The 9,386-nt window shown below is 63.4% G+C and carries 12 protein-coding genes; 10 read left to right on the forward strand and 2 right to left on the reverse strand.

Going from position 1 to position 9,386, the window contains the following annotated elements; translation table 11 throughout:
* Positions 1-92 precede the first annotated feature (92 nt).
* Positions 93-302 (reverse strand): molybdopterin-binding protein, encoded by a 210-nt coding sequence (locus EN906_RS12300; protein WP_024501417.1) that lies wholly within the window; start codon positions 300-302, stop codon positions 93-95.
* 161 nt (positions 303-463) lie between these two features.
* Here EN906_RS12300 and modA point away from each other — a divergent pair, with 161 nt between their 5' ends.
* The 4 genes from modA to EN906_RS12320 all read left to right on the forward strand — a co-directional run bounded on the left by modA (position 464) and on the right by EN906_RS12320 (position 3,509).
* Positions 464-1,258, forward strand: a complete 795-nt coding sequence (gene modA / locus EN906_RS12305) for a molybdate ABC transporter substrate-binding protein (RefSeq protein ID WP_127270933.1) — start codon at positions 464-466, stop codon at positions 1,256-1,258.
* Positions 1,259-1,273: 15 nt separating this feature from the next.
* Positions 1,274-1,978, forward strand: coding sequence for a molybdate ABC transporter permease subunit (modB, locus tag EN906_RS12310; RefSeq protein WP_127270935.1), 705 nt, complete (start codon positions 1,274-1,276; stop codon positions 1,976-1,978).
* The gene (modC, locus tag EN906_RS12315) at positions 1,975-3,087 is read left to right on the forward strand and encodes a molybdenum ABC transporter ATP-binding protein (protein WP_127375193.1); all 1,113 of its coding nucleotides are present in this window, start codon (positions 1,975-1,977) and stop codon (positions 3,085-3,087) included. The genes modB and modC overlap by 4 nt, the downstream gene beginning before the upstream one ends.
* Before the next feature lie 80 nt (positions 3,088-3,167).
* Positions 3,168-3,509 (forward strand): winged helix-turn-helix domain-containing protein, encoded by a 342-nt coding sequence (locus EN906_RS12320; RefSeq protein ID WP_127271788.1) that lies wholly within the window; start codon positions 3,168-3,170, stop codon positions 3,507-3,509.
* A gap of 28 nt (positions 3,510-3,537) precedes the next feature.
* Here EN906_RS12320 and cobF read toward each other — a convergent pair whose 3' ends face one another.
* Entirely contained in the window at positions 3,538-4,323 is a 786-nt protein-coding gene (cobF, locus tag EN906_RS12325) for a precorrin-6A synthase (deacetylating) (RefSeq protein WP_127271200.1), read from the reverse strand.
* A 161-nt stretch (positions 4,324-4,484) separates the two neighbouring features.
* Between cobF and EN906_RS12330 the strand changes: the two genes are divergently transcribed.
* The 6 genes from EN906_RS12330 to EN906_RS12355 form a co-directional block, all read left to right on the forward strand.
* Complete coding sequence (locus EN906_RS12330) at positions 4,485-5,486, forward strand: DUF4424 domain-containing protein (RefSeq protein WP_127271786.1); 1,002 nt, start codon at positions 4,485-4,487, stop codon at positions 5,484-5,486.
* Positions 5,486-6,004 (forward strand): dihydrofolate reductase, encoded by a 519-nt coding sequence (locus EN906_RS12335; RefSeq protein ID WP_127271784.1) that lies wholly within the window; start codon positions 5,486-5,488, stop codon positions 6,002-6,004. The genes EN906_RS12330 and EN906_RS12335 overlap by 1 nt, the downstream gene beginning before the upstream one ends.
* A 168-nt stretch (positions 6,005-6,172) precedes the next feature.
* Positions 6,173-7,297 (forward strand): FtsH protease activity modulator HflK, encoded by a 1,125-nt coding sequence (gene hflK, locus EN906_RS12340; RefSeq protein WP_023813074.1) that lies wholly within the window; start codon positions 6,173-6,175, stop codon positions 7,295-7,297.
* A complete protein-coding gene (locus EN906_RS12345) occupies positions 7,297-8,265 on the forward strand; it encodes a protease modulator HflC (RefSeq protein WP_127375194.1) in 969 nt (322 codons plus the stop codon). The genes hflK and EN906_RS12345 overlap by 1 nt, the downstream gene beginning before the upstream one ends.
* Positions 8,266-8,271: 6 nt before the next feature.
* The gene (locus tag EN906_RS12350) at positions 8,272-8,460 is read left to right on the forward strand and encodes a DUF2065 domain-containing protein (RefSeq protein WP_023813072.1); all 189 of its coding nucleotides are present in this window, start codon (positions 8,272-8,274) and stop codon (positions 8,458-8,460) included.
* Positions 8,461-8,587: 127 nt separating this feature from the next.
* Positions 8,588-9,386 (forward strand): trypsin-like peptidase domain-containing protein (locus tag EN906_RS12355; RefSeq protein ID WP_127375195.1); only part of this gene is annotated, 799 nt, incomplete at its 3' end.

Consider the following 9,386-nt stretch of genomic DNA (forward strand, 5'->3'; position numbering starts at 1 on the left):
CTGTTCGCCTTCCGCTTCGAGGATTTCCGGCTGGAAAACTACGTCGCCGATGCGTCGATCAAGGCGCCGATCGCGGTCTAAGGCCGCAAATTTCAGTCGATGCCGACCATCACGTCCGAGGCCTTGACCACGGCATAGGCCTGCTTGCCCTTTTCGAGCTTGAGATCGGCGACGGCCTCGTTGGTGATCGAGGCGGTGACGATGGCGCCGCCACCGATGTCGATCCTGACATGCGAGGTGGTGGCTCCCTTGACGATCTCGGCGATCGTTCCCTTGAGGACGTTGCGGGCGCTGATCTTCATCGGAGTTTCCTTTCCAGGGTTTTCTTTGCCGGTCTCATCAGAACAATCGGTGTCGTACAGGCGCTTTCATGGGGCGCCGGGCCTTCCCTTGTTATATTCATACGGATATATCGGTTAGCGGGCTTCGAGCCGGCCGGATTTCAAACCAGGGAGAGTCTTCCATGACGCGCATAGGTTTTGCATCGAGGGCGATCACCATTGGGGGTTTTGCGGCGATGTTGATGGCGGCGGTGCCGGCAGCACATGCGGAAGACAAGGTGGTGGTGTTTGCCGCGGCCAGCCTCAAGGATGCGCTCGACGCCGTGAACAAGGCCTGCGAGGCCGATGTCGGCGAGGCGGCGACCGTCTCCTATGCCGCGAGCTCGGCGCTGGCCAAGCAGATCGAGGGCGGGGCGCCTGCCGACGTCTTCATCTCGGCCGACCTCGACTGGATGAAATATCTCTCCGACAAGAAGCTGACCAAGCCGGACACCGAAGTGAAGCTGCTCGGCAATCAGATCGTGCTGGTGGCGCCGAAGGACTCGGCGGTCGACACCAGGATCGAGAAGGGCTTCGACCTCGCCAAGCTGATCGGCGACGGCAAGCTCGCCATGGGCGATTTCAAGGCGGTGCCGGCCGGCAAATACGGCAAGGCCGCACTTGAATCGCTCGGCGTCTGGTCCTCGGTCGAGGGCAAGGTGGCGCAGGCCGAAAACGTGCGCGCGGCGCTGAAGCTGGTTTCGACGGGCGAAGCCGCCCTTGGCATTGTCTATGCCACCGACGCGCATGCCGAAAAGGGCGTCAAGGTGGTCGGCACCTTCCCGGAGGATTCGCATCCGCCGATCATCTATCCGGTTGCCCAGACCGCCGATTCGAAGGACAAGGATACGCGGGCTTTCCTGAAATGCCTGCAGTCGGCCAAGGCGGCCGCGCTGTTCAAGGATCAGGGATTTACCGTGCTCGCGCCGAGCAACTGAGTTCCAAGGGGCACAATGAACTGGCTGCTGGACCTCACTCCCGACGAATGGAATGCGGTCCGGCTGTCCATCAAGGTGGCAATGGTGGCGATGCTTGCCAGCCTGCCGCCGGGCATCTTGATCGCGCTGCTGCTTGCCCGGGGACAATTCTGGGGCAAGACCGTTCTCAACGGGCTGGTGCATCTCCCGCTGATCCTGCCGCCCGTGGTGACCGGCTACCTGCTGCTGCTGACCTTCGGCCGGCGCGGCCCGGCCGGCGCCTTCCTGGCAGAGCATTTCGGCATTGTCTTCTCCTTCCGCTGGACAGGTGCGGCGCTGGCCTGCGGCGTCATGGGCTTTCCCCTGATGGTGCGGGCGATCCGGCTGTCGATCGAGGCGGTGGACCGCAAGATGGAAGCGGCGGCGGGAACGCTCGGCGCCAATCCGCTCTGGGTGTTCGTCACCATCACGCTGCCCCTGATCCTGCCCGGGCTGATCGCCGGCGCCATCCTGGCCTTCGCCAAGGCGATGGGCGAGTTCGGCGCCACCATCACCTTCGTCTCCAACATTCCCAATGAGACGCAGACATTGCCGTCGGCGATCTACACCTTCACGCAGGTGCCGGGTGGCGATGAAGGGGCGCTCCGCCTGACGCTGATCTCCATCGTCATCTCCATGGCAGCACTTGTGGCTTCGGAGGTGCTGGCGCGGCGTGTCGGCCGGCGACTGGACATCGAATGAGCGTTCTCGTCGACATCAGTCATCGGCTGGGTGGTTTCGCCATCGACGCCCGCTTCGAAAGCGCCGGGCGGCTGACGGCGCTGTTCGGCGCGTCTGGGTCGGGCAAGACGACACTGATCAACATGATTGCCGGGCTGATCCGGCCCGACAGGGGACGCATCGAGGTCGACGGCCGTGTGCTGGTCGATACCGGTGCCGGCATTTTCGTGCCGAAGCACAAGCGCCGCATCGGCATGGTGTTCCAGGACGCACGGCTGTTTCCGCATTTGAGCGTTGCCGGCAATCTTCGCTACGGCCGCTGGTTCACGCCGCCGGCGGAGCGCTACGCCGATATCGATGCCGTCGTCGACCTGCTCGGCATCGGGCCGCTCATGAACAGGCGGCCGGCAAAGCTCTCGGGCGGCGAGAAACAGCGCGTGGCGATCGGCCGGGCATTGCTTGCCAGCCCCAGACTGCTGCTCATGGACGAACCGCTGGCCTCGCTCGACGAAGCGCGCAAGGCCGAAATCCTGCCCTATGTCGAAAGGCTGCGCGACGAGACGAAAATCCCGATCGTCTATGTCAGTCATTCGGTCGCCGAAGTGGCGAGGCTGGCCAGCGACGTGGTGATGCTGGCACAGGGCAATGTCGTTGCCAGCGGGCCGACCGAGGCGGTGATGCAAAGGCTCGACCTGTTGCCGGCAGAGGAGCGCGGCGAGGGGGGCGCCGTGCTGGACACCAGGGTGCTGCATCACGACGAGGCTTTCGGCATGACCGTGCTCGGCTCGGCCGCGGGCGAGCTCCGGGTGCCACAGCTGGCGATGAAGGCAGGTACGCCGGTGCGCATCCGTATTCGCGCCCGCGATGTGATGATCGCCACCGAAAAGCCGACGGGTCTCAGCGCGCTCAACATCCTGCCGGGGACCATTACCGCGATGAGCCCGGGCGAAGGGCCCGCGGTCGAGGTCGGTATCGACTGCAATGGCGCAACCGTGCTTGCCCGCATCACCGAACAGTCGCGGCAGGCGCTGAAGCTTCATCTTGGCGGCAAGGTTTTCGCGGTGATCAAGGCGGTGAGCTTCGATCGGGCAAACACCGGCGCCGGCCTGCCCGCCGAGGCGGATGGATGATCCCGCTATGTCTTTTTGGAATAGCGGTTTCGCCAGGGAGCTTCTAGTATGAGGTTGGGTTGTGACCGCGGAGAGCAAAGATGCCGTCGCTGAGCTTGCGGATAAATCTCGATCCCGACGGGCGCGTCGGGCCGGGCAAGATCGAACTCCTGGAACAGATCGCCGCCTTCGGCTCCATCTCGGCCGCCGCTCGCGGCATGGAGATGTCCTATAAGCACGCCTGGGACCTGGTCGAGGACATGAACCGGGTGTTCGGCAAACCGCTGGTGGCGGCACAGACCGGCGGCCGCAAGGGCGGCGGCGCACAGTTGACGGCGGTCGGCCTGGCTGTGGTCAGCCGCTTCCGCGCCATCGAGCGCGCAGCCTCGGCCGCGGCGGCGGCGCATATGGAGGCATTGCAGGCGGAGATTGATGCTGGGTGAGGGCAGTAGGGCAGTAGGGCAGTAGGGCCTAATCCTCTGCGCTTGGCTTGCGAAGCAGGTAAGTGTCCATGATCCAGCCCTTTTTCCGGCGCGCTTCTTCACGGGTTCTCTCGATCTCGGTGCCGACATCACTGAGACGGCCAGAGATGAGAATCTCGTCTTCCGTTCCGAGATAGGCGCCCCAATGGATGACGACATCCTTGTCGGCCAGCGTGTTGAAGGCGCATTTGCCGTCCAGCAGGACGACCGCGCTGCCGGCATTGTCCGGCATGCCTTCCTCGGTCAGGCGGCGGCCGGTGGTGATGAGGACGGAATCGCCGATGCGGTTCAGCGCCATCTTGTGGCTGGCGGCAAGCGCCTGGACGGCGGTAATGCCGGGGATCACCTCAAGTTCGAACGCCACATTGCCTCGCTGGCTCACGCGCTCGAGGATGCGCAACGCGCTGTCGTAGAGCGAAGGATCGCCCCAGATCAGGAAGGCGCCGCAGCCATCGCCTGCAATCTCGTCGCGGATCAGGCCTTCGTAAATGGCGGCGATGGCTTCGTGCCAGTCATCGACGGTCGCGCGGTAGGAGGGCTCCGGCCCATCTTCTACCGGCATGTCGCGCACCGGCACGTCGAATTCGACGCGGCGCGACTTCGGATTGGTGACGAAGCGGTCGCATATCCGGCGGCGCAGTTCGGCCAGTTCATTTTTTTTCGCACCCTTGTCGGGAATGAACAGCACATCCGCCTGGTTCAGGCCTGATATAGCCTGAACGGTCATGTGGTCGGGATTGCCGGCGCCGATGCCGATGACGAGAAGCTTGCGCATGGGCGAACTCCTGCCCGATCGGAACCTGTTAGTCCAGACCGCGCTGGCGCGTGTCCAGACCGTAGTCCAGCTCCCTATGGTGCGCTAGCGGATGCGGAAGGGCTTTGAACGCCACGTTGAAACCGCTAGGGTCCTGCAAGCATTCCAGCCGAGGGGCTTCCATGTTGCGATATATTCTGACCGCCGTGCTGGCCCTGTCGCCCGCGCCCGCCTTCGCCAATGATTCGGTTGCCGAACTCGGCACTGGCGGCCTGATCCTGTCGCGCAGCGATGCCGTGGCGATGCAAAGCGAGGACCTTTTCATCTCGCCGGAAAAGGTGACAGTCGACTATGTCTTCCATAACAACACCGACAGGGATGTCGAGGCCATTGTCGCCTTTCCGATGCCCGAAATATCGGGCAATCCCGAAGAAATCCCGGCGATCCCTGAAAACCAGAGCGACAATTTCCTCGGCTTCGAGGTGACGATCGACGGCGTTGCCGTCAAGCCGCAGTTGGAGCAGAAGGTGTTTGCGCTCGGCATCGACATCAGCGCCGAGTTGAAGGCGCAAAACGTGCCATTCTATCCATTCGGCGATGCGGCGAAGGCGGCGCTGGCCAAGCTGCCGCAAGCGGTTGTCGATGACTGGGTCAACCGCGGCATCATCATCGAGGACACCGGCAGCGACGGCACCGAGACGACCAAGGTCTACACGCCGTTCTGGCAACTGCGTTCGACCTACTGGTGGCGCTCGACCTTTCCGGCCAACAAGGACGTCCATGTTTCCCACCACTACAGACCGAGCGTCGGCGGCACGTCTTCAGTCAGCTTCTTCTACGACGGCAAATTCCAGGGACAGTATGCGGCCTACAAGGCCCGCTATTGCATGGATGGCACATTCGAAAATGCGGTGCGCAAGGCTGCCAAGGACGACCCTGACGGCTACCCCAAATATGTCGAGAACCGCATCGCCTATATCCTGACCACCGGCGGCAACTGGGCCACCGGCACGATCGGCAAGTTCAAGCTGACGATCGACAAGGGCAATCCGAAAGCCCTGGTCTCGTTCTGCGGCGACAATGTCAAAAAGACCGGACCGACGACATTCGAGATGACGGCGGATGATTTCTACCCCGAGCGCGACATCGACATCCTGATCCTCGAGCCAACGGACGGCAATTGATGCACGTCGCAATCTACGTTGCCATCGCCGAGAACGGCGTGATCGGGCGGGACGGCGGGCTCCCGTGGCGGCTCTCCACCGATCTCAAGCGCTTCAGAGCCGATACGATGGGCAAGCCCATCATCATGGGCCGCAAGACCTATGAGGGCATCGGCCGGCCGCTGCCGGGCAGGTTGAACATCGTCGTCACCCGCGACAAGACCTGGCGCGCCGAGGGCGTCGAGGCGGCACATTCGCTCGAGGCCGCGATCCAACTGGCGACGGAGCGCGGGCGCCGCATGGCCGATGTGGACGAGGTGTGCGTCATCGGCGGCGGCGAAATCTATGCCCAGGCCATGCTGCTGGCCGATCGCCTGCATGTCACCCATGTGCTGGCAGCGGTCGACGGCGACGCGCATTTCCCGCCGATCGATCCTGATTCCTGGCACATTGTCAGCTCGCACGACGTCCCAGCCGGGGAAAAGGACAGCCACCCGACGCGTTATTCGGTCTACGAGCGGCGTCGAGAGAGACATTGAATGAAAAAAGGGGCATTGAAGGAAGACAAAGGGTCGCGACCGGACAAATCGGACGAAGTCGGCAGCGCATCGCGTTGAAAGCGCCTCGTTGCGTCCCTATAGAAGAACAATACTGGATTTTGCGCCGTAATACCGGCGCTTGAGGGAATTCCAAGCGAAAGGACATTCATGCCCTGGAACGACAAAAGCGGCGGTGGCGGCGGCCCATGGGGTGGCGGCGGCAACAATCAAGGACCCTGGGGGCAGGGTCCAAAGGGACCCAGCGGGCCACAGGGCTCGCCTCCCGATCTCGAAGACATCATCCGCCGCGGCCAGGACCGGCTGCGGCGCGCTCTTCCGGGTGGCGGCGGCGCGAGCCCGGCTATCTTCGCGCTGATCGCGGCTGCACTTGTGGTGCTGTGGGCGTTCAAGGCGGTTTATACCGTGCAGCCCGACGAGGTCGCGGTCGAATTGCGCTTCGGCAAGCCGAAGACCGAACTGTCGCAGCCTGGCCTGCATTTCCATTGGTGGCCGCTCGAAACCGTCGAGACGGCCAAGATTTCCGAGCAGCTCGTCGATATCGGCGGCGGCGGCGCGACGAGTGGCAACACGTCCGGGCTGATGCTTACCGGCGACCAGAACATCGTCAACGTCCAGTTCTCGGTGGCCTATCAGGTCTCCGACCCGAGCGCATATCTGTTCGATGTGTCCGATCCCGACGGTATGCTGCGGCAGGTTGCCGAAAGCGCCATGCGTGAAGCCGTCGGCCGCCGGCCGGCGCAGGATATCTTCCGCGACGACCGCCAGGGCATTGCCGCCTCGGTGCGTGAAATCATCCAGACGACGCTGGACGGCTACAAGGCCGGTCTCAACGTCAACGCCGTCTCGATCGAGGATGCGGCACCGCCACGCGAAGTGGCCGATGCGTTCGACGAAGTGCAGCGCGCCGAGCAGGACGAGGACAAGTTCGTCGAGCAGGCCAACCAGTACTCCAACCAGAAGCTCGGCCAGGCGCGCGGCGAGGCCGCACAGATTCGCGAAGACGCGGCCGCCTACAAGAACCGGGTCGTGCAGGAAGCCGAGGGTGAGGCCCAGCGCTTCATCTCGGTCTATGACGAATATGCCAAGGCGCCCGATGTAACGCGCAAGCGCCTCTACCTGGAAACCATGGAGAAGGTTCTGAAGGATTCGAGCAAGGTCATCGTCGAGCAGGGCAACGGGCAAGGGGTCGTTCCCTATCTGCCGCTGCCGGCATTGCAACCGAAAGCGCCGGCACCCGCTGCGCCCAGTGGCGTTACGGGAGGTAACCAGTGATGGCCATCCGTCTTCCCATCATCGTCGTCGCAGCAGCGGTTATCCTGTTCCTGCTCTATTCGTCGGTCTTCGTGGTCAATGCGCGTCAGCAGGCGCTGGTGCTCAGGTTCGGCGAGATCGTCGACGTCAAGAGCGAACCCGGCATCTACTTCAAGGCGCCGTTCTCGTTCTTCGACGCCGACACCGTGCAACTGATCGAGAACCGGGTGCTGCGCTTCGACCTCGACAACATCCGCGTCCAGGTGTCAGGCGGCAAGTTCTATGAGGTCGACGCCTTCATCGCCTACCGCATCTCGGATCCGCGGGTCTTCCGCTCCACCGTGTCGGGTCAGATCGAACTGGCAGAAGCCCGGCTCAGGACGCGTCTCGACGCTGCCTTGCGCCGTGTCTACGGTCTGCGTGATTTCGAGGCCGCACTTTCCGAACAGCGCACCGTGATGATGCGCGAAGTCCGCGACCAGCTCAGGCCCGACGCCACCTCGCTCGGCCTGCAGATCGAGGATGTCCGTATCCGCCGCACGGATCTCACGGCCGAAGTCTCGCAGCAGACCTTCGACCGCATGAAGGCGGAACGCCTGGCGGAAGCTGCGCGGCTGAGGGCGCGCGGCAATGAAGCGGCACAGCGCATCACCGCCCGCGCCGATCGCGAAGTGGTCGAGATCGTCGCCGAAGCGCAGAAAGAGTCGGAAATCCTGCGCGGCGAGGGCGAAGCCCAGCGCAGCGCCACCTTCGCGGGAGCCTATCAGCGCGATCCGGCCTTCTTCGACTTCTACCGGTCGATGAATGCCTATGGCACGGCGCTGGACAACACCGGAACGACGATGGTGCTGTCGCCGAACTCGGAGTTCTTCCGCTTCTTCCGCAATCCTGACGGCAGCGAGGGGCCGGCAAAGCCGGCTTCGCCTGCGCCAAACGCTCCGGCGACGGCACCCGCCGCGCCGGCGGCACAGCCCAGCACCGGCCAGTAGCGGCCGGTGCAGGATTTTCTTGCCGCCATGGGCCTGGTCCTTGTCATAGAGGGTCTAGTCTATGGCGGTTTTCCCGGCCTGGCCAGGAAACTTGCCACCGAAGTGCTGTCGCTGCCCGAGAACGCGCTGCGGATCGCCGGACTGGCGGCGATCGTGATCGGCGTCGGCATCGTCTGGCTGGTACGGGGCGCATGACGGCGGCGATGATTTATCCTCTGCCGATAGTCATAGCCGCAAACGTGCCGTATTTTTTGCCAACATGGCGTGACGCGGCGTTTTCGTCGAAGCGCTTTTCTTTTCAAGGATACCGGGAGGCTTCTCGATGCCATCCAATACAATTCTGTGCGCGGCTCGGCGGACATTCATCGCCGGCGCGGCGGCACTTCTTGTCAGCGCAGTCGCTGTCCCGTCCTTCGTGACGCCGACATTTGCCGCCGATGGACCTGCTTCGGTCGCCGATCTGGCGCAAGGCCTGCTCGGCGCAGTGGTCAACATATCGACCTCGCAGACGGTCAAGGGCACCGAAGGCCCGGGCGCGGTGCCGATGCCGCAATTGCCCGAGGGGTCGCCCTTCCAGGATTTCTTCGACGATTTCTTCAAGAACCGCGGCGGTGACAAGGACAACGGCTCGCAGAAGGTGCAGTCGCTGGGCTCCGGCTTCGTCATCGATGCCGAGCAAGGCATCGTCGTCACCAACAACCATGTCATTGCCGATGCCGACGACATCGAGGTCAATTTCTCCGATGGTGTCACCTTGAAGGCGACGCTGGTCGGCACCGACACCAAGACCGATGTCGCCGTGCTCAAGGTCGATCCGAAAGGCCACAAGCTGACGGCGGTGAAGTTCGGCGATTCCACCAAGATGCGCGTCGGCGACTGGGTGATGGCGATCGGCAATCCGTTCGGCCTCGGCGGCACGGTCACGGTCGGCATCGTCTCTGCCCGCAACCGCGACATCAATTCCGGCCCCTATGATGACTTCATCCAGACCGATGCCGCGATCAACCGCGGCAATTCCGGCGGACCGCTGTTCAACAGCGCCGGCGAAGTCATCGGCATCAACACGGCGATCATTTCGCCTTCCGGCGGTTCGATCGGCATCGGCTTTTCCATCCCCGCCC

Source organism: Mesorhizobium sp. M7A.F.Ca.CA.004.06.1.1 (assembly GCF_003999135.1).
Taxonomy (GTDB): Bacteria; Pseudomonadota; Alphaproteobacteria; order Rhizobiales; family Rhizobiaceae; genus Mesorhizobium.